13 protein-coding genes are annotated in these 20,181 nt (G+C 60.7%); 9 read left to right on the top strand and 4 right to left on the bottom strand.

Going from position 1 to position 20,181, the window contains the following annotated elements; all coding sequences use genetic code 11:
- The first annotated feature begins 462 nt into the window (after positions 1-462).
- Positions 463-2,415 carry a ligand-gated channel protein gene (locus AAHA41_RS22275; protein WP_323071190.1) on the top strand — a complete coding sequence of 651 codons (1,953 nt, stop codon included), beginning with the start codon at positions 463-465 and terminating at the stop codon, positions 2,413-2,415.
- A 45-nt stretch (positions 2,416-2,460) separates the two neighbouring features.
- Here the strand turns inward: AAHA41_RS22275 and AAHA41_RS22270 are convergent, their stop codons facing one another.
- The 3 genes from AAHA41_RS22270 to AAHA41_RS22260 form a co-directional block, all read right to left on the bottom strand.
- Positions 2,461-3,873: a sensor domain-containing diguanylate cyclase gene (locus tag AAHA41_RS22270; RefSeq protein ID WP_323071191.1), complete on the bottom strand. Its 1,413-nt coding sequence runs from the start codon at positions 3,871-3,873 to the stop codon at positions 2,461-2,463.
- Between the two features lie 139 nt (positions 3,874-4,012).
- Positions 4,013-5,374 (bottom strand): ATP-binding protein, encoded by a 1,362-nt coding sequence (locus tag AAHA41_RS22265; RefSeq protein ID WP_323071199.1) that lies wholly within the window; start codon positions 5,372-5,374, stop codon positions 4,013-4,015.
- A 33-nt stretch (positions 5,375-5,407) separates the two neighbouring features.
- Positions 5,408-6,130 (bottom strand): response regulator, encoded by a 723-nt coding sequence (locus AAHA41_RS22260; protein ID WP_139396018.1) that lies wholly within the window; start codon positions 6,128-6,130, stop codon positions 5,408-5,410.
- 198 nt (positions 6,131-6,328) lie between these two features.
- Here AAHA41_RS22260 and AAHA41_RS22255 point away from each other — a divergent pair, with 198 nt between their 5' ends.
- On the top strand, positions 6,329-6,676 hold the full coding sequence (locus AAHA41_RS22255; protein ID WP_182926880.1) for a hypothetical protein: 348 nt from the start codon (positions 6,329-6,331) through the stop codon (positions 6,674-6,676).
- Between the two features lie 95 nt (positions 6,677-6,771).
- Here AAHA41_RS22255 and AAHA41_RS22250 read toward each other — a convergent pair whose 3' ends face one another.
- Positions 6,772-7,689: a LysR family transcriptional regulator gene (locus AAHA41_RS22250; RefSeq protein ID WP_104015941.1), complete on the bottom strand. Its 918-nt coding sequence runs from the start codon at positions 7,687-7,689 to the stop codon at positions 6,772-6,774.
- Between the two features lie 258 nt (positions 7,690-7,947).
- Here AAHA41_RS22250 and AAHA41_RS22245 point away from each other — a divergent pair, with 258 nt between their 5' ends.
- The 7 genes from AAHA41_RS22245 to AAHA41_RS22215 all read left to right on the top strand — a co-directional run bounded on the left by AAHA41_RS22245 (position 7,948) and on the right by AAHA41_RS22215 (position 19,480).
- The gene (locus AAHA41_RS22245; protein WP_041210051.1) at positions 7,948-8,280 is read left to right on the top strand and encodes a hypothetical protein; all 333 of its coding nucleotides are present in this window, start codon (positions 7,948-7,950) and stop codon (positions 8,278-8,280) included.
- 30 nt (positions 8,281-8,310) lie between these two features.
- Complete coding sequence (locus AAHA41_RS22240; protein ID WP_323071193.1) at positions 8,311-8,997, top strand: pirin family protein; 687 nt, start codon at positions 8,311-8,313, stop codon at positions 8,995-8,997.
- 38 nt (positions 8,998-9,035) lie between these two features.
- Positions 9,036-9,428, top strand: a complete 393-nt coding sequence (locus tag AAHA41_RS22235) for a DoxX family protein (protein ID WP_041210053.1) — start codon at positions 9,036-9,038, stop codon at positions 9,426-9,428.
- 256 nt (positions 9,429-9,684) lie between these two features.
- On the top strand, positions 9,685-13,038 hold the full coding sequence (gene recC / locus AAHA41_RS22230) for an exodeoxyribonuclease V subunit gamma (protein WP_323071194.1): 3,354 nt from the start codon (positions 9,685-9,687) through the stop codon (positions 13,036-13,038).
- The gene (gene recB, locus AAHA41_RS22225) at positions 13,038-16,637 is read left to right on the top strand and encodes an exodeoxyribonuclease V subunit beta (protein WP_323071196.1); all 3,600 of its coding nucleotides are present in this window, start codon (positions 13,038-13,040) and stop codon (positions 16,635-16,637) included. The genes recC and recB overlap by 1 nt, the downstream gene beginning before the upstream one ends.
- The gene (recD, locus tag AAHA41_RS22220) at positions 16,634-18,697 is read left to right on the top strand and encodes an exodeoxyribonuclease V subunit alpha (RefSeq protein WP_323071197.1); all 2,064 of its coding nucleotides are present in this window, start codon (positions 16,634-16,636) and stop codon (positions 18,695-18,697) included. The genes recB and recD overlap by 4 nt, the downstream gene beginning before the upstream one ends.
- Before the next feature lie 108 nt (positions 18,698-18,805).
- The gene (locus AAHA41_RS22215) at positions 18,806-19,480 is read left to right on the top strand and encodes a hypothetical protein (protein ID WP_323071198.1); all 675 of its coding nucleotides are present in this window, start codon (positions 18,806-18,808) and stop codon (positions 19,478-19,480) included.
- Positions 19,481-20,181: the final 701 nt, after the last annotated feature.

Raw genomic sequence — 20,181 nt, 5'->3', positions numbered from 1 at the left:
ATCCCATGCCGAACTCAGAAGTGAAACGCGGTAGCGCCGATGGTAGTGTGGCATTCGCCATGCGAGAGTAGGACACTGCCAGGCACCCAATACAAGAAACCCCGCTCATCGAGCGGGGTTTTTTATTCCCTGAAATCCAGGTATCTGGTCTGTTGTTATCAGCACAGGTTTGCAACCTGCTCCTGCCAATCTCTCCTATAAGTAAATTTATCATTATAAATCATAATGTTATAAACCATCTTGACTGATGCTTCGCGTCTGAGCAGGTTTAACTGCAATCACGCAAATGATAATGATTATTGTTTGATTGATCTTGTCCTGGTCGTTACAATCCAGACCGATTAATAAGTTGCGTTTCAAATAAGCATTTATTAATCACCGTCCCCGGCAGGAGGCCGGGTCTTGTAACGAGTGAAGTAAGGGAATACGCCACTTTCCTACTTGAAACGTTCAGGCCAAATCATGACAACAATACAACCAAGCAAGCTTGCCTTGCTGATCGGTTCTCTTCTCTCTATTCACGCCGTAGCTTCCGAACAGGAAGTGATGGTTGTCACCGCCTCGGGTTTTCAGCAAAAAATCGAGGATTCCGCAGCTTCTATCTCCGTCATTACTCGCGAGCAGTTGGAGAAGCGCGCCTATCGCGATGTGACTGACGCCCTGAAGGATGTTCCCGGTGTGGTGGTGACCGGTGGTGGCAGCAGCAGCGATATCAGCATTCGCGGTATGGGCTCGAAATACACCCTGATGCTGGTTGATGGCAAAAAGGTGGATAGCCGTGGTACCCGCCCCAATAGTGATGGACCGGGTATCGAGCAGGGTTGGTTACCGCCGCTGCAGGCAATCGAACGGATTGAGGTCGTGCGTGGCCCTATGTCATCCCGTTATGGTTCAGATGCCATGGGCGGCGTGATTAACGTGATTACCCGCAAGACCACCGGTCTGGCCTGGCAGGGCTCGGTGCACGCTGATTCGACCTTCCAGGAGAACAAAGATGCCGGCAACAGCTTCCAGACTGATGCCTATACCGCAGGTTCACTGATCGATGGTGTGTTGGGGCTGCGCTTCAATGGTCAGCTGGCCCATCGTGGCGAGGATAAGTTTACCCAAGGCTTTGCCGAGCAGGAGACCCGCAGCGGTACAGCCGTGCTCAGCTTCAAGCCCGACGAGCACAACCGCTTCGATCTGGAGGCCAGTCGCAGCTTGCAGGATCGGGATCGCACGGCAGGCAATTCGCTGGATGCCAAGGCGAAAGATAGCCTGTATCGCTACGAGCGAACCAACTATGCGCTGACCCATGATGGCCAGTATGATTTCGGCTCTTCCAGCAGCTATCTGCAGCAGGAGACCAACACCAACCCCGGCCGCAAGATGGAGCTTACCAACACCATCGCCGATACCCACACCCAGTTCATTCTGGGGGATCACTACCTGAGCGTCGGTGGGCAGTATCGCTATGAGGATCTGCACGATCAGGGCAATAACCTGAAAGTGGCCAACCCTGCCGAGCAGCTTACCCGCTGGAGCTGGGCGATGTTTGTCGAGGATGAGTGGTCACTCACTGACAGCTTTGCCCTGACAGGGGGCGCCCGCATGGATCGGGATCAGAACTACGGCTCTCACTGGAGCCCGCGCCTCTACGGTGTCTGGCATCTGGATGATAGCTGGACCCTGAAAGGGGGTGTATCGACCGGCTATCGTTCCCCCGATTTGCGTATGTCTGCGGCCAACTGGGGTCAGGTCACCGGCGGTGGCAGTCTGGATGGGATGCTGGTCGGCAACCCGGAGCTCAAACCCGAGACCAGCGTGAGTGAAGAGATTGGCCTGCTCTGGAATGGCCATCAGGGCTTGAACGCCGGGGTGACCCTGTTCAACACCGACTTCAAGAACAAGATCTCCGAAGTTCGTCGCTGCACCAGCAAGAGCGATCCGGCCTGTACTCTCAATGGTCACAGCTATGACTTCATCAGCGATCGGGTCAACGTCGACAAGGCGAACATGCGTGGCGTCGAGAGCATGATGGATTGGGCGATCAACGACAAGTGGTCGGTCAGCGGCAGCTATACCTTTACCCAGTCCGAGCAGAAGAGTGGCCCGCTCGCGGGTAATGCCCTCAACCAGATGCCACGCCACATGGTCAACGGCAGCGTCGACTGGCAGACCACCGAGGACCTCAGCCTCTGGTCGCGAGTCAACTTCCGTGGCGAGACCTCCGAGTACCTGAGCCGGGTCAAGATGGCGGAGGGGACACCCTCCTATACCTTCTTTGACATGGGGCTGGTCTACAAGGCCAACAAGCATCTCGATCTGACCGCCGGGGTCTACAACCTGTTCGACAAGACGGTGGATTACAGCAGCTATGGCACAGTGCTGGATGGTCGCCGCTACAATCTGGGTGTCACCTACAACTTCTGACAGACATAATGCCTCACGGCCGCCATCATTCGATGGCGGCCGTTTTTATTGGGCATCGATCGGGTTGGCCGTTGCCTGATATGGTGCCGCCTGCCAGGTGTTGCGACCATTGGCTTTGGCTTGATACATCAGCTGGTCTGCCTGTCGCAGCAGCTGATCGGTGTCGATACTCTCCCTGGCTGAAATCCAGACTGCTCCTGTGCTGATGGAGAGGGTGACCTCACCAAGTGTGGTCTCCAGCCGCTCTTTATTGGATTCCTGACAGAGGCATGCCGCCCACAATCCGGTCGCCTGCAGGTTATCGCTCGGCAGCAGGACGCAAAACTCCTCACCGCCAATGCGTGCAAACAGACTCTGCTCCGGCAAGATGATGGCTATGCTTTCGGCCAGTTTTTCCAGCAGTTTGTCGCCCACGTTGTGGCCAAATTTATCGTTGGTCTCCTTGAAATGATCCACGTCGAACAGCAGCAGAGCGCAGGGTGTGCCGCTGGTCAGCCGCTGTTCCAGTGACGGGATAAAGGCGCGCCGGTTGAGGAGGCCCGTCAGCGGATCAGTGCTGGCCAGCTTTTCGAGCCGGGCATTGGCGCGGCTCAGCTCTGCCGTGCGATTGGCGACGGCCCGGCGCAGCTGCACGATATAGGCCACCATGACGAGGCCCGCCGCCAGCAGTAGCCAGGGTCCGAGATGGATGGGGTAGACGGTCTCTACATGCATCCATTTGCGGATGATCCGCTCCCGGTCGCTCTCCTTGATCCTGGCGAATCCCTCTTCGAGCTTGGCCAGCAGGGCGAGATCCCCTTTCTTGACGGCAAAGCGGATCTGGTCGGTATAGAGGTGACGCACCGGAATGAAGCGGGTCGGATCTGCCGAGGTATAGATGTAGAAGTTGGCGACCTGCAGATCGGCGATAAAGGCCTTTATATCGCCCCGAAAGGCTGCTGCCAGCAGGGTGTCGTTGTCATCGAAGGTCTGCAGTTTGGTGCCCGGGAAGTAGCGCTTGGCGTAGTACTCTTCATAACCGCCAGCGACGACGCCGACAGTCTCATGGAGCAGGTAGTAGTGGACATCGGTGCCGCGCAGCTCGTTGGAGAAGAAGAGCTGGGAGTCGAGCTGGGCGAGGGGGAGGCCATAGTCGAACAGCTTGTCGCGCTCCGGTGACCAGAGCAGACCGGCATGCACATCGGCCTTCCCTTCGTGCAGCAGATCGAGGGAGTGCTGCCAGTCGACCAGCCGGAATTCGATCTTCTGACCGGTGACGCGAGCATATTCGCGCCAGAGGTCGATCAGCAGGCCATCGGGCTGGCCCGACTCATTGATATAGGAGAAGGGCTGCCACGCCTTGGAGTTGGTGATGACGAGGGACTGCTCAGGCTCTTTTCCCGAGGCGTGCAGGGCAATAATGAGCAGCAGAAAACCACACCCTGCCCTGAACGCTTGTCCAATTCGAGAAGAAGCCATCCCTGCTCCAATCCATTGCCAGCAACTGTCTGTAGACGCCGATTATTACTGCCTTCAACGAGGAAGAACAAGGGATCTGGCGATGAAGTTTACATGATGGCAGCATTGCTGTAACGAGCAGGACTCATACCGTGACGGCTTACAGAGGCAGGCTGATTTTGGCCTCCAGTCCGCCCTCAGGCCGATTGAGCAGGGTAAGCTCACCGCCGTGTTGATGTACCAGAGTGCGGGCGATGGAGAGGCCCAGCCCCACGCTGCCAGACTCGGTATTGCGCGCCTCGTCGAGCCGCACGAACGGCTTGAAGACATCCTCCAGTCGAGCCGGATCGATCCCTGGGCCGTGGTCGCAGACCCGGATCAAGAGCTCGCTGCGGGTGCGTTCCAGCGAGACCTCGGCGCTGCCGGCGTATTTGATGGCATTGCCGATGAGGTTCTGCAGTACCCGGCGCAGGGTGTTGGCGCGGCAGGCGTAGACCTCTTTTCCTTCCGCCAGACAGGTAACCGGCTGGCCGGTATCGGCATAGTCATCGCACAGACTGACCAAAAGGCTGACCAGATCCAGTTCCCGCGTAGCCTCCTGCTGTCCCTCCTCGCGGGCAAAGCTGAGAGTGGCGGCCAGCATCTGCTCCATCTGTTGCAGGGTCTGCTGGATGCGATCCTTGTCCTCGCCATCGGCCAGAAACTCGCTGCGCAGGCGCAGGCTGGTGATGGGGGTGCGCAGATCGTGGGAGATGGCGGCCAGCATCCGGGTTCTGTCCTGCACGAAGCGGTCGAGCCGGGTGTGCATCCGGTTGAAGGCCTGAATCGATTCGCGGATCTCGGTCGGCCCCTCCTCTTTCAGGGGCTCGATATCCTCCCCGCGTCCCAGTCGTTCGGCGTTGCCTGCCAGTTGCTTGAGGGGGCGGGTGGCGCGACGAAACAGCAGCACCATCAGCCCGATCACCAGACTGGCGACCAGCATCAGGTTGAAGGTGGTTTGCCATGACCAGCTGCCGGCCTCCTTGTCGACCAGCGAGCTGAACTGCAGCCAGCCACCCTGTGGCAGTTCGATGGAGCCGTAGAGCCGCATGTCCCGCGGGGGCGGCGGCCCCTTGCGATCCCGCATCATGCGGGCGTGGTGCTCCCACGCCTTGCTGCGCTGGGCATCCTCTTTCAGCTCGGCGCTGATCTCGATAGTGAGCGCGGGGGGATAGCCAAGGCGCGAGCGCACCAGCTGCTCGAAGCGGGGGCTGCGGTTGTCGGGCTGCATCGGTTCGTTTTCAATTCGCAACAGCAGGGTTTCGCTGCGGCTCGCCTTGAGGATCTCGTCGTAGAGCGAGGGGGGAGAGAGGGAGAGCAGCCGCACCACCGAGATGATCCGCTGCATGGCGTTGCGGCTGTTGACGAAGCCGAGCGCTTCCTCCCGATCCGAACGGTAGATCTGGATGCTGAGCAGCTGGATCAGGATCAAGCCCGCCAGCGCCACCAGAATGATCTGCCCGGTCAGCCCCTTGGGCCACATCCGTGCACACAGCTGTTTCAATGCATTCACCGCTTATACCTGCGCTACATCGGCCGAGAACATATAACCGCCACCCCAGATGGTCTTGATCAGTTCCGGATTCTTGGGATCCCGCTCCAGCTTGCGGCGCAGCCGGCTAACCAGGGTGTCGATGGCGCGATCGAAGGCGACTGCCTCGCGACCACGGGCCAGATCCAGCAGTTGATCCCGGCTCAGCACCCGCTGCGGGCGTTCCAGAAACACCTTGAGCAGATCGAACTCGGCCGTGGAGAGGCTCAGGCCCACCCCATCCTCATCGACCAGCTCGCGGCGATTGATATCGAGCAGCCAGCGATCGAAGCGCAGATCCCGGGTCAGGGTCTCGGCGGCGGGTTGGTTATCCGCCTGGGTGCGGCGCATCACCGCCTTGATCCGCGCCAACAATTCGCGCGGGTTGAAGGGTTTGGCCAGATAGTCATCGGCTCCCATCTCCAGCCCTATGATGCGGTCGGTCTCTTCCCCCATGGCGGTGAGCATGATGATGGGCAGGCTCGATTTGGCGCGCAGTTCGCGGCAGAGGGTCAGACCGTCCTCGCCCGGCATCATCAGATCCAGTACCAGCAGATCGAACTCCCGCTCCTCCAGCAGCCGTTTCATCTCCTTGCCATCCCGGGCGCAGCTGACCCGCAGGCCGTGCTGTTCCAGAAAGCGCTTCAAGAGATCGCGGATCTCACTGTGGTCGTCGACCACCAGAATGTGGGTGCTGCCCTGATTCATGAATACCTCCCCTGCTTGGCGTTGGCACGAGTATACGAAAATACGCTGCGCGGTTTGTGTCAAAGTGTGCCAGATCCGCCTGATGCCACACTCTGCTACAAAAAAGGGCGATGCTGGCAAAGTTCAGACACCGGTCGGGTGTTTACTTGAGGGCAAGGCGAGAGAGCCGAACCCGAATCATCCGACAGGAGATAGACCATGAAAAAACTGACCAAAACTCTGATGACCGCCACCCTGATCCTTGGCCTGCCGATCGGTGCCTATGCAGCCACGCAAACTGCCCCGGCTCCCGAGCCCGGTGCCATGGTGGATTGCCCGATGGATGGCGGCATGATGGGCGGTAAACACCACGGTGGCCGTCACGACAAGATGGCGCGCATGAAGGATATGACGCCGGAACAGATCGAAGCCAACCTGAAGCAACGCTATGATCGCATTCAGGATCCGGCCAAAAAAGCAGAGTTCATCAAGAACCTCAACGAGCGTGCCGATGGTATGACCAAACACGCAGAGGCGATGAAGAAGTTTGCCGAAGCGAACCAGTAAGCCATACCTGACAAGGTGTGCCGAAGATGAGAGAGGGGGAGCATGTAGCTCCCCCTCTTTTTTTGTTATGGCGAATGGTGCTGGCAAAACGACGCTTATTCACTGCCGCTATTTTGAAACAGCTTTGGGATCTCCCGCACCAGCCAGCTTTTGGCCTTGCCCATGGTATCGCGGCGCCAGGCCAGCACCACCTGGAGCTGATGGCGGTACTCGGGGCTGATCACCTTGAGCCGACCGGCCTTGATGTCCTCCTCAATCCAGCTCTGCGGCATGGTGCCGATGCCTAGCCCGGCCAGCAGGGCATCGCGCTTCTCCGCCATGGTGCTGACGGTGAGGCGTGGCTGCTTGTCGAGCAGGCGGTAGGTGAGCACCGGCTTGCGCAGCGCGGTATCGGCGACGGCGATGGCGCGATAGCGGCGCAGGGTCTCGTCGGCGAGGGGCTCCGGCTCCTGATGGAGAGGGTGGTCGGGGTGGGCGACATAGAGCATCACCTCCTCTTTCAGCACCTGATGCTTGATGCCGGTCATCACGATATCCGGGTTGAGGGAGGAGATAAGCAGGTCGGCGCGGCCATCCTCCAGACACTCCCAGCTGCCCGCCAGCACTTCGGCGCGCAGTCTGAGCCGGGTATCGGTCTGCTCGGCCAGCCGATCTACCAGCGGGTAGAGCGCCTGCAGGGGCACCAGCGCATCGACGGCGATGGTGATGTCGGTTTCCCAGCCGCGGGCCAGCGCCCGGGTCTCGCCCACCAGATGCTCGGCTGCCTCCAGCAGCACCCGCCCGCGTTCCAGCAGCATGCGCCCCGCCGGGGTGAACTTGGTGCGGTGGCCGCTGCGGTCGAACAGCATGGCATCCAGTTCGTCTTCCAGCTTTTGCACCGTGTAACTCAATGCCGAAGGTACTTTGCCCAGCTCGTCGGCCGCCGCCGCGAAGCTGCCACGGCGGTCGATGGCATCCAGCACCCGGATCGCCTCCAGGGTGAGTGCGCGTTCCTTGTTCGACTCCTTGGCCATTTTTCACCTTCAATTTTTTTGAATATGTTCGCCAGATTATCTCGCTAACAAGTTAAGCCAAGCACCTTTAATATTCAATCATCGCTTAGGCAGGAACGTCTGGCGGCCAAATATGCGGGAAGTTCCGCACTGTGACAGGCCAAATCGGCATGTCTGATGTCGGTGAAAGAACAACACACTATTTGAATGACCTCTTGCATGGATGCATTGATTCTGGCCGAGCTGGCCTTGGCAATGACATATAAAACAAGAGAGTGAATGAACATGAAAAACGTAATCAAGATGCTGGCCGTTGCAGGCCTGATGACCACAGGTTTCGCCCACGCTGCCGTACCGGCTGACTTCAACGCCACCCCGGGTGTGCTGTTTGTGAAGTGGCACTCCACCGCAGCGCTGGATGGCAAAGCCAACCCGATGCTGGAAGTGCGCGACGAGTCTGGCGATCTGCTGGCATCGGTCCACGCCAACCTGATGGGCACCCAGCAGGTGAAGATCCCGGGTCGTACTCAGGGCAACCTGACTGTCAGCCTGGCTGGCGAGAGCAGCGAGTATCGCATTCCGTTCGGTCTCGGCGGTGGTAAAGATCGCTAAACCGAACCCCGGATAGATGAGGAGCACACCATGATGAAATTGAGAGCCGCAGAGGCGCGAGGCAAGGCCAACTTCGGCTGGCTGGACGCACGCCACAGCTTCTCCTTCGGTCACTACTACGACCCGGAGTGGATGGGACACTCGGTGCTGCGGGTGATCAATCAGGATCTGGTTGCGCCGGGTGGCGGATTCGCCACCCACCCTCACGCCAATATGGAGATCCTCACTTGCGTGCTGCAAGGCACCATTGAGCACAAGGACAGCCTCGGCCATGTCGAGCAGATCCCGGCAGGGGATTTCCAGCTGATGAGCGCAGGCAGCGGGATCCGTCACAGCGAGTACAACCCCTCGCAGACGGAACCCCTCTCCCTGTTGCAGATCTGGATCGAGCCGAATGAAGTCGGCACGCCACCCGGATATCAGCAGAAGCAAATTGAGTCCAGACCGGGTATGACGCTGGTGGCGTCACCGGATGGCGAGGCGGGATCCTTCGTGATCCGCCAGCAGGCCCGCGTATGGCGGCTGGAGCTGGCCCCGGGCGAAACGCTCGACTGGGCACTGGCTGGCCGACATGGTTACCTGCAGATGATTTCAGGGGAGCTGACCGCCAACGGTCTGGCTGCCCGACCCGGCGACGGGGTACTCAGTCGTGATGAATACCGGTGGGAGTTGGTTGCGACAAGTGCCACTCAGGCCCTGTTATTTGACCTGCCCTGATTGGTCAGTGGCGATACGAGTTAAACGAGGAAAGTGAAATGGACAAGATGAAAGATGTAGCGCTGCTGGCGGGTCGTGTACTGCTGGCGCTGATGTTCGTGATTGCGGGCTGGGGCAAGATCGGTGGTTACGCCGGCACCCAGGGCTATATGGAAGCGATGGGGGTGCCGGGTTTTATCCTGCCGCTGGTGATCCTGCTTGAGCTGGGTGGTGGCCTCGCCATCATGCTGGGTCTCTTTACTCGCAGCCTGTCGGTGCTGATGGCCGGTTTCACCCTGATGGCCGCCTTTATTTTCCACTACCAGCCTGCCGAACAGATGCAGATGCTGATGTTTATGAAGAACGTCTCCGTCGCCGGTGGTTTCCTGGCGCTGGCGGCAGCCGGAGCAGGGGCTTTCAGTGTGGATGCCCGTCTCGGCAAAAACTGGTAACAGCCAGTCAGTTTGAGTTTTCCAATGCCTTTTGGCCGGTGCCCTGCACCGGCTTTTTTCTGTCTGCGTTTTCCGTACCGGTGAGGCGGCGAGCCAAATCTGCGGCGCCCTTCATGATTCCGTCTCTTGCCTGCCGCTGGCCACAAGTGCCTTTTGCATCTTATCCCCCGATCCCCGACAATTCCCTCTCTTGTGAAGTGACGGAAATGGCTCGCCTTTTCCCTCGCCCCCTCTCATCCACAGGCGGGAATTGCTCATGTTTACCCTCTACCACTCCAATCAGCTGGATCTGCTCAAAGAGCTGCTGGTGAGCCGCATCCGGCAGGCCCCTCTCTCTCACCCCTTCGATCGGGAGCAGATCCTGGTGCAGAGTCCGGGCATGGCCCAGTGGCTCAAGCTGGAGCTGGCCAAGGCCTTCGGCATCGCCGCCAATATCGACTTTCCGCTGCCCGCCAGCTTTATCTGGGAGATGTTCACCCGGGTGCTGGCGGATGTGCCGCGCCAGAGCCCCTACAACAAGGGATCCATGAGCTGGCAGCTGATGACCATTCTGCCTGCCTTGCTGGATCGCCCCGCCTTTGCCCCGCTTGCCGCCTATCTGGGCGGTGGAGAGGACGAGGATCCCGCCCAGGATCCCGAGCAGGTGCGGTTGTGGCAGCTCTGCCAGAAGGTAGCGGATCTCTTTGACCAGTATCTGGTCTATCGGCCGGACTGGATCGCCCGTTGGGAAGAGGGGGAAGGATTAAGTCAGGAGCTGGCCGGGGTGAGCGGTCAGGATTGGCAGCCCGAGCTGTGGCGCGAGCTGGTGGCCCGCACGCTGGCGCTCTCTCCGAGCGGCTACCACCGCGCCAACCTCTACGAGGAGTTTATCCACGAGCTGGAGCGCACCGCCGATCTGCCGGGCAAGCTGCCGCAGCGGGTCTTCGTGTTCGGCATCTCGGCACTGCCGCCGCGCTATGTGGAGGCGCTGCTGGCCCTCGGCAGTCGGCCGGAGGTGGAGGTGCACCTGTTCGTCACCAACCCCTGCCGCTACTACTGGGGGGATCTGCTGGATCGCAAGACGCTGGCGCGCCTCGAAAACAAGCTCAAACCCGGCACCGATATCGAGACGTTGCAGGGCCCCGCCAACCCGCTGCTCGCCTCCATGGGCAAGCTGGGGCGCGACTACCTGCACCAGCTGATGGAGCTGGAGGTGCCGCAAATCGAGGCCTTCGTCGATATCGACGAGGTGGATGGCAAGGGCAATGTCAGCCTGCTGCGCGCCATCCAGAAGGATGTGCTGGAGCTGGCCGAGCGAGGCGCCGGTCAGTTCGATCTCGACAGCAGCCACCACAAGAGCCCGATCGATCCGGCGGATGGATCCTTGCAGATCCACGCCTGCCACGGCCCGATGCGCGAACTCGAGGTGCTGCACGATCGGCTGCTGGCGCTGTTCGAGCAGGATCCGACCCTCACCCCGAAAGATGTGGTGGTGATGATGCCGGATGTGAACAGCTACGGCCCCTACATTCAGGCGGTGTTTGGCGCGCGCGGCCAGATCCCGTTTGCGGTATCGGATCGGGCGGCGAGTCAGGAGAGCCCGCTGCTGCAAAGCTTCCTCGCCCTGCTCAGGCTGCCCAACGCCCGTTTCGGGGCAGGGGAGCTGCTCGCCATTCTCGAGGTGCCCGCCGTGCTGCGCCGCTTCGAGCTGGATGACGACGAGTTCAACCAGCTGCGGGTCTGGGTGCAGGAGACCGGCATCCGCTGGGGGCTGGATGACGGCTACCCCGTCCGTTTCGATCTGCCGCCCATGTCCGGCAACAGCTGGCTGTTCGGCCTGCGCCGCATGCTGCTCGGTTTTGCCATGGGCGATGGCGAGCCGGTGGCGGGCATTCTGCCCTATGCCGATATCGAGGGTCAGCAGAGCTTGGCGCTCGGCAAGCTCGCCTGGTTCGTCGATTCGCTGGCCGAGTTTCTGCCCCGCCTGCAACAGGCGCAGCCGCTGGCCGATTGGAACGCCTGCCTGCTGGCGCTGCTGGAGCGCTTCTATCTGGCTGACGAGGATGAAGAGCGTCAGCTCCAGCTCATTCGCAGCCAGCTGGCCGAGTGGCAGACCCGGCTTGGCGAGGCTCGCTTCGAGCAGCCCATCACCGCCGATCTGCTGCAGGATTACCTCGGCAGCGTGCTGGGGGAGTCCCGCTCCAGCCAGCGCTTCCTCGCCGGTCAGGTCAACTTCTGCACCCTGATGCCGATGCGCTCCATCCCCTTCCGGCAGGTCTGCCTGCTCGGCATGAACGATGGCGTCTACCCGCGCACCCTGGCCCCCATGGGGTTCGATCTGATGGCGGTGGCGTCGCGGCGGGGGGATCGCTCCCGCCGTGATGATGACCGCTATCTCTTCCTCGAGGCGTTGCTCAGTGCCCAGCAGGGGCTCTATATCAGCTATCAGGGCTTCAGCGCGCAGGACAACAGCGACAAGGTGCCATCGGTGCTGCTGGCGGAGCTGATCGACTATGTGCGGCAGGGCTTTGTGCTGGCGGGGGATGAGGATCTCGACGATGAAACCTCCGGCAAGCGGCTGCTCAACCACCTGATGGTGGCGCATCCGCTCACCCCCTACAGCCGCAACTACTTCTATCCGGAGGCGGGTTCACGCCTCTTTACCTATGCCGCCGACTGGCTGCCCGCCCTCAATCCGGTGCGTGGCGCGGCCAACTTCCAGAGCGGCGAGCTGCCGTTGCCCCCCGAATGGGGCAAGGAGCAGGGGCTGGAGCTGGCGGAGCTGCTGCGCTTCTATCGCCAGCCCACCAAATATTTCCTCAACCGCCGTCTCAAGGTGTGGTTTGAGCTGAACGAAGCCAACATCGAGGATAGCGAGCCGTTCGAGCTGGATAGCCTGCAACATTATCAGCTGAAAGATCTGCTGCTCGATGCCCATCTGGCAGAGGGGGATAGCACCGAGCGTCGCGAGCGGTTGCAGCTCACCGGCCTGCTGCCGCAAGGGTGGTTCGGCAGCCTGCTGCTGGACGATCTGGATGCCGAGATGGGCAAGCTGGCGGATCGGCTGCGGCCATGGGTTGCGGCCAATGAGTCAGAAAAGCAGGCGGTGGAGATCGATATTTCCCTCACTCAGGGCCAGTTGCAAGGGTGGATCGACACCCAGAAGGGGCGTTTGCTGGTGGTCAAACCCGGCAGCTTCAACGGCAAGGATCTGCTGCTGGGCTGGATCCAGCACCTCTGCCTCTCATTGAGCGGCGCCCCCGGCGACACCCTGTTGTTCGACGCCAAACAGAGTCTGCGTCTGCCTGCTCTTGCTGCCGACGAGGCGCGGCCCAAGCTGGCAGCGCTGGTGGCGTGCTGGGCGCAGGGGATGAAGCGGCCGCTGCCCTTCTTCCCCAACACTGCCTGGGATTGGCTCAAGGCGATCGAGAAGGATCCCGACAAGCCGGAGGCGGCCGACAAGGCGGCCCTCACCCGTTTCAACGGCGGCTGGATGATAAATGGGGAGGGGCAAGACGTTTACGTCGCCCGCTGCTTCCCCGAACTCGATGACGAGGTGCTTGGTCAGTTGCAGGCGCTGGCCCGCGAACACCTGACCCCGCTGCTCAAGACCCTGGAGGAGCTGAAATAATGGCTAACCCGCTCAATACCCTGCGTTTTCCCCTCCATGGTGAACGACTGATCGAAGCCTCCGCCGGTACCGGCAAGACCTACACCATCGCCGGTCTCTACCTGCGCCTGCTGCTGGGCCATGGCCCGCTCGTCGAAGAGGGCGCCGATGCCGGTCAGCCCAGCGCCCACGAGCGGCCACTCTCGGTGACCGAAATTCTGGTGGTGACCTTTACCGAAGCGGCCACCGCCGAGCTGCGCGGGCGGATCCGCGGTCGCATCCACGAGGCGCGGCTCGCCTTTATGCGCGGCCATAGCAATGATGCCCTGCTGGCCCAATTGCTGGCAGAGGTGGCGGATCACGAGCTGGCGGCCCGTCGCCTGCTGGCCGCCGAGCGCCAGATGGACGAGGCGGCGGTCTTTACCATCCACGGCTTCTGCCAGCGGATGCTGAAACAGAACGCCTTCGAGTCGGGTGCCCTCTTTGAGACCGAATTTCTCACCGACGACAGTCAGCTCAGGCTGCAGGCGGTGAGCGACTACTGGCGCGCCGAGTTCTATCCGGTGGATAAAGCCCTCGCCAGCGCCGTGCGCGCGCTCTGGCCGAGTCCCGCCGCCCTGCTGCGGGAGATGGGCAGCTGGCTCGACAACAGCGAGCTGGAGATCCATCCCGCGCTGGGGGACGAGACCCTCGCCGCCCGCCATCAGGCCGCCATGAGTCGCATCGCGGCGGTGAAGCGCGAGTGGCTGGCGCAGATGGATGAGATCCGCCGCCAGACCGACGGCCAGATCAGCCGCTACACCGGCAAGAACTACGAAGGGTGGCTTGCCAAGATAGCCGACTGGGCACAGGACGAGGGCAGTGGCTACGCCATTCCCAAGGAGCTGGAGCGCTTCGGCCAGACGGCGCTGGAGGAGAACCTCAAGAAGGGGGGCGCCGTGCCGACCCTGCCGCTGTTCAGCCAGATAGACGAGCTTCTGGCCAGCCGCCCCGGTATTCGCGATCTCATCCTGCAACGGGCCGCCAAAGTAGTGCGTAGCCGGATGCAGGCCAGCAAGCGCCAAGCCCATCAGCTCTCGTTCGATGACCTGCTCAAGGATCTCGACGGAGCGCTTGGCTCAAGCCTTGGCGAGCGGCTCTGCGAGCGCATTCGCGCAACCTACCGGGTGGCGATGATCGACGAATTTCAGGATACCGATCCCCAGCAGTACCGCATCTTCCATCGGCTTTACGGCGGCCACACCGACACGGCGCTATTGATGATCGGTGACCCCAAGCAGGCCATCTACGGCTTTCGCGGCGCCGACATCTTTACCTACATTCAGGCGCGGCGAAATGTGAGCGCCCACTACACCCTCGGGCGCAACTGGCGCTCCAGCAGTGCGCTGGTGGGGGCGGTCAACGGCCTGTTCGAGCGGGCGAAAGATCCCTTTATCTACGAGGCGGATATCCCCTTCCTGCCGGTGGAGGCGCAGGGCAAGAGCAAGGCGTTGCTGCTCGATGGCGTCACCGCCCCTGTGCTCCACTGCTGGCAGCTGACCGGCCAGCCCACCTTCAATCGGGGGGATTACCAGAGCAAGATGGCCCGCGCCACCGCCGCCGAGATCCACCGCCTGCTGACTCTGGCCCGCGAGGGCAAGGCGCGGATCGGCGACAAGGCGGTGAAGGCCGGAGATATCGCCGTGCTGGTGCGCACCGGCGCCGAGGGCAAGCTGGTGCAGCAGGAGCTGGCGCGCCTCGCCATCGCCTCCGTCTATCTGTCGAACCGCGAGAGCGTGCTGGAGCAGACGGAGGCGCGGGAGATCCTGCTGATTTTGCACGCCTGCCAGAACCCGAGCGAAGAGCGCAGCCTGCGGGCGGCGCTGGCCACCGGCCTGTTTGATCTCGACGCCAAGGCGCTCGATGGGCTGGCCAGCGACGAGCGGGCGTGGGAGAGCGCGGTGCAGGAGTTTATGGAGTACCGCAAGATCTGGCACCGCCGTGGCGTGCTGGCCATGCTGCGGGCCCTGCTGCACCGGCGCAATCTCGCCTCTTCGCTTTTGGCGAGTCCCTATGGCGAGCGGCGGCTGACCAACTTCCTCCATCTTGGCGAGCTGCTGCAACAGGTGAGCAGCGAGCTGGATGGCGAATATGCCCTGCTGCGCTGGTTGGGGGAGGCGGTGAGCCGCCCCAACGGGCAGGATGCGGAGCAGGTACTGCGCCTCGAATCCGAGCGCAAGCTGGTGCAGATCGTCACCATCCACAAATCCAAGGGGCTGGAGTACCCGCTGGTATTCCTGCCCTTTATCTGCAGCCACAGAACCGCCGAGACCCCGCTCTATCACGAGGCGGATGAGTCGGGCAATCGCACCATTCTCGATCTGACCGGCGCCGACTCGTCGCTCGCCGAAGCGGACAGGGAGCGCCTTGCCGAAGATTTGCGGCTGCTCTATGTGGCGCTGACCCGGGGCGTCTACGCCACCTGGCTGGGGCTGGCACCGGTGCGGGCGGGAGCGGGCAAGTCGGAGAAGACCGACCTGCACCACACCGCCATCGGTTACCTGCTGCAAAAGGGCGAAGAGGGGGATGCGCAGACGCTGGCGACCGCTCTGACCGAGCTGGCGCAGGCGCTGCCCGGAGTGGCCGTCGGTGAGCCCTCGCTCACCCGTCCGGCCCCGCTGCCGCCAGAGGAGGAGCAGTTGGGCGAGCCGCAGGTGCGCCACTTTAGCGGTTCCCTTGAGCGGGACTGGTGGATCAGCTCCTACTCCGGGCTGGCGGCGCAGGGTCACGGCCACAGCAAGGGCGTACTCGCCAATCCCGGCTTCGATGTGGAGGTCGTTGCCGAGGCGGCTGTTGTACACGAAGAGGACGAGCTACAACCCTCCATCTTCACCTTCCCGAAAGGGGCGCGCCCCGGCACCTTGCTGCACAGCCTGTTCGAGACCATCGACTTTCAAAGCGCCGCGGGAGAACCGTTGGCAGAGCATATCGCCAGTCTGTTGCTGCAAGACGGCTTCGACGAGAGCTGGGCCCAAGTGCTGCAACAGCAGGTGGAGGCGATGCTGGATACCCCGCTGGAGACTGGCTTTGGCGAGCCGGTGCGGCTGCGGGACTTGAGTGCCGAGCGCAAACAGGTGGAGCTGGAGTTCTTCCTGCCCATGGGGCGGGTGACGGCACCGGCGCTGACCGCCCTCTGCCAGCAGCACGACCCGTTGTCGCGGGGCAACAAGCCGCTCAGCTTTGCCACCGTGCAGGGGATGCTCAAGGGCTTTATCGATCTGGTGTTCGAGTGGCAGGGGCGCTGGTATCTGCTCGACTACAAATCCAACCACCTCGGCATGAGCCCCGCCGATTACAGCCGTTCGGCGCTGGAGCGGGCGATGGCCGAGCACCGCTACGACCTGCAATACCAGCTCTACTCGCTGGCGCTGCACCGGCTGCTCACCCTGCGCCTGCCGGGCTACGACTTCGAGCAGCATTTTGGCGGGGTCTTCTATCTGTTCCTGCGCGGCATGCCGCAGGGGGGCATTTTCCATACCCGCCCGAGCCGTGAACTGGTGCTGGGGCTGGATAAGTTGTTTAGAAATGGTGATCGCTCTGGCGGTGTTTCATCAGCAGAATTAAACGAGGTAGAGGCATGAGCGGCACCATGATCAGCACCGCAGCCAGCGCAATGATGGTTGAACGGTTGAAAACACTGGCGCTGGCTGGCCGCATCCGCCAGCTGGATCTGCAATTTGCCCGGCTGGTGGCAGACCTTGGCGGCAGCCCCGAGCTGGTGCTGGGTGCTGCGCTCACCTGCTTCGAACTGGGGCGTGGCCATGTCTGTTTGCCGCTGGAGATGCTCATCGCCGGATCCTTGCGCCCGTTCGGGCTGGATCCCCAGCAGAGCCGGGATCTGCTGGGGGATCTGGCGGATCCTGCCCGCTGGCCCGCCCTGTTTGCGGCAAGCCCGCTCGTGGGTACCGAACAGGATGAGGGGCTCGCCCCGCGCTGGCCGCTGCGGCTGTGGCACGGGCGGCTCTATCTCACCCGCTACCACGATCACGAGCAGGGGGTGGCCCGCCACCTGCGCGCCCTGAGCGAGCGCGCCGAATGGCCGGAGATAGCCCCGGCCCTGTCGCGGCTGTTTGCCCGCGACTACGGGCTGGTGTTCGCGGCGCTGCTCAAGGCCCGCCTCGCCCCCGACTTTTCGGCCCGCCACTTTATCGAGAAGTATCTGGATCTGGTGTTCCCGAATGAAGTGGATTGGCCCGCCATCGAAGGGCTGCTGGCCAGCGCCCTGGCGGCGAGCGACTTGAGCAAACTGGATGCGCTGGTGCCCGAGGCGCTCTGCTGCAACGGCCAGAAGCTGGCGGCGGCCACCGCGGCGGCGCGCCCCTTTGCGGTGATCTCGGGTGGCCCCGGTACCGGCAAGACCACCACGGTCGCCAAACTGCTCGCCATTCTGGTGGAGACCGGCCTGCAAGCAGGCAAGGCCCCGGCGATCCGGCTGGTGGCCCCCACCGGCAAGGCGGCGGCGCGCCTGACCGAGAGTATCGGCTCTGCCCTGCAGGCCCTCGATCTGCCCCCCGAGTGGGTCGAAGCGATCCCAACCGAAGCGGGCACCCTGCACCGGCTGCTCGGGGTCATTCCGGGGCGCAGCCAGTTCCGCCACCACGCGGGCAACCCGCTGCACCTCGACCTGCTGGTGGTGGATGAGGCCTCCATGGTCGATTTGCCGATGATGGCGCGCCTGCTCGATGCGCTGCCAAGCCACGCCCGCCTGATCCTGCTCGGCGACAAGGATCAGCTCGCCTCGGTGGAGGCGGGGGCCGTGCTCGGCGATATCTGCAGCTTTATCGAACAGGGCATTAGCCCGGCGCAGGCGGAGTGGCTCTCCCGCCAGACTGGCTACCGCCTGCAGGGCACGCCCGCGGGGGCCCCAGTGCGCGACAGCCTCTGCTTGCTGGCCAAGAGCTGGCGCTTTGATCAGCACTCCGGCATCGGTCAGCTGGCGCGCGCCTGCAACAGCGGCGATGCCACTGCGGTGGAATCAGTCTGGGGCGCAGGATTCGCCGATATCAGCCTGCACCCATGGGCGGGGGAGGCCTACGACGCCCTGATTGCCCAGGGGGTAGCCGGTTACGGCAGCTATCTGAAGGCGGCCCGCGCGGGGGAAGCGCCCGCCGCCGTGTTCAAGGCATTCAACAGCTTCCAGATCCTCTGCGCCCTGCGCGATGGCCCGTTCGGTGTGCTGGGGCTAAACGAGCGGCTCGAACTGGCCCTGTCACGGGCTGGCCTGATTGCCCGCGATGGCGACTGGTATGCCGGTCGTCCGGTGATGGTGGTGCGCAACGATCACGGCGTCGGCCTCTACAACGGTGATATGGGGCTCTGCCTGCCCGATGAAACTGGCCGGTTGAAGGTATGGTTTGAGCAGCCGGATGGCACCCTGCGGGCGCTTTTGCCAAGCCGCCTGCCGCCTCACGAGACGGTCTACGCCATGACCATCCACAAATCCCAAGGCTCCGAGTTTGCCCATACCGTGCTGGTGCTGCCCGACAGCCCCAGCCCGCTGCTGACCCGCGAGCTGGTCTATACCGGCATCACCCGCGCCAAGGCGAAACTCGATCTCTACGGCGATCGCGCCCTGCTGGCACAGGCGGTACGGAAAAAGACCGAGCGTTATTCCGGATTGGCGGAGAGGTTGGGGGAGTGAACTATTGGGACAGCGGTAAAGGGATTTACCGCGATTGGCTTACGATTAGCCAATCAAATGCAAACATGCGGTACTTTTAGGAACGTATCACTTCTGGAAATGTTTAAAATGAGAAATTATTGGGAAAATAAATTACCACAACTTCGCTCTTATAATCGTCATTTATTTACATTATTGTTAGTGAGCTTTTTGGTTATTGGGGCATATTTGAAGTTTGGTAGCACAAATGAACTCCCCGCTTGGATTCAGGCTGGTGGTTCGGTGTTAGCGATCATTGCGTCCTCTTGGATTGCTAGTCATGACAAGGTGTCAAGACAAAAGGATAGAAGGAAAGACGTTTTAGCAGTCGCAGAAGCAGCACACCATTTCTCTAAAAAAATTAGAGACATTATAGACTCTTCCTGTTCTAAAGAGGGGATGGTGAATGTTGAGATATATAACGTTTATCACGATAGCGTGGTAAATTCCTATGCTAAAGCATTAGGAAATATACCGTTTCATGAAGTTGGATCATCTACTGCAGTGCAAGCCTTATTAGCTATGCAGGTTCAGTTTTCAGAGGTTCTTGGTTCATCTATAGAGAAGTTATTACAAGGTGTTAATAGTAATGTTGACTTTCAAAAGGGAGCATCTGCATATGATCACTATCCTGAGCCTCAACGTACTGAAATGATAGCAAAGCTTAAGGAAATGCACTTCAAGGTACTGTCTCACAATGTTAAGGTTCACCTTGATGTCATAGAAAAAAGTTTCTTAACTTTGAAAAATGAAATGATAATATAAGTTTATTGAGGTGCTTTTAAATATGGTGGATATATTTGCACACCCAAGTTAAATATATTCTTTGGATTGGCTATGACTTATCTCGTAGGTTGGTGCTGAGCCTGCGAAGCCCAACGTTTATCGCGTAATCTCTTTTTCCTTCCCCTCATCCCCGACCCTTCTCCCGCAAGGGGAGAAGGGAGATTGAGCACCCTTTGATCTGGTTTGTACCAATGGTTTATAGGAAATTGGTAGGTTCGATTAGCGAAGCGTAATCGGACGTTCGCGTCATCAACGACCTTCGTCACTCCAGAGAGAGACATGAAAAAATGGCGCCTTGATATAAGGCGCCAATAAAAGGTGATTCATTACACCACAGAAATACAAGGTACAGGCTGCGGCAGTGTGGCCTATGCCACGTTGCCGACCGGCGTATTTCATGATGGTTTGCATTGAAAGGCAACTCATAAAATATAAATTAATATAATTTCAGATTTATTAATCTTTTTTCCGATTAAAGGCGAGAGGAGTCGTGTTATTTTGCTGCTGCACGACTATCAACCCGAATGCGTGTTTTGGACTGGAAGACTCCCCATCCCCCGGTGTCAGGATAGTTGTCGCCTGATCTGATCTATCTACAAGTGAAGACCGGGGGAGGATAAAGAGTGTCGAATGGCTCGTTATTCAAGTGAACGGAAGGCCGCTTTGCTCAAGAAGCTACT

Origin of the sequence: Aeromonas sp. SER, from assembly GCF_038739615.1 — a bacterium.
Lineage (GTDB): Bacteria > Pseudomonadota > Gammaproteobacteria > Enterobacterales > Aeromonadaceae > Aeromonas > Aeromonas jandaei.
Note: the sequence above shows the minus strand (reverse complement) of the source record. Positions and strands in the feature narration are given on the sequence as shown.